This window comes from Dellaglioa sp. CoH-57-MRSF-22 (genome assembly GCF_056781895.1).
On the sequence record NZ_JBXAXT010000177.1, the window covers coordinates 1 to 298 of the forward strand.

The following is a 298-nucleotide window of genomic DNA, read 5'->3' on the forward strand; positions in this document are numbered from 1 at the left end:
GGTAGACACCGCCAATTCCGATCGCTCCTTGGTAGCGACGGCCCTCGCGTTATCCATGAAGCCCATCACATCCTTCTTCACCATCTCGATGACCGTGCCATCGACCTTGCGAACTTCCCGAGCCTTCTCCATCACCATGTCGGTGTCGATCACCGATTCCTCGTCCGAAGCCGGCAGTGCCAGCACCACATCGAGCACTGGGTTTTGGACAAACACCAGAGAATCCGTGACCTTGATCGTGCAGCTGGTTCCACGGAACGCGTCGAGCACGGCACTCATCATGTCGATAGGAATCGAC

At 57.0% G+C, this 298-nt stretch carries 1 protein-coding gene; it reads right to left on the minus strand.

The window, feature by feature from the left end; translation table 11 throughout:
* On the minus strand, positions 1-298 hold a 298-nt coding region (locus AC1RPR_RS08700; RefSeq protein ID WP_481763553.1), incomplete at both ends, for a hypothetical protein.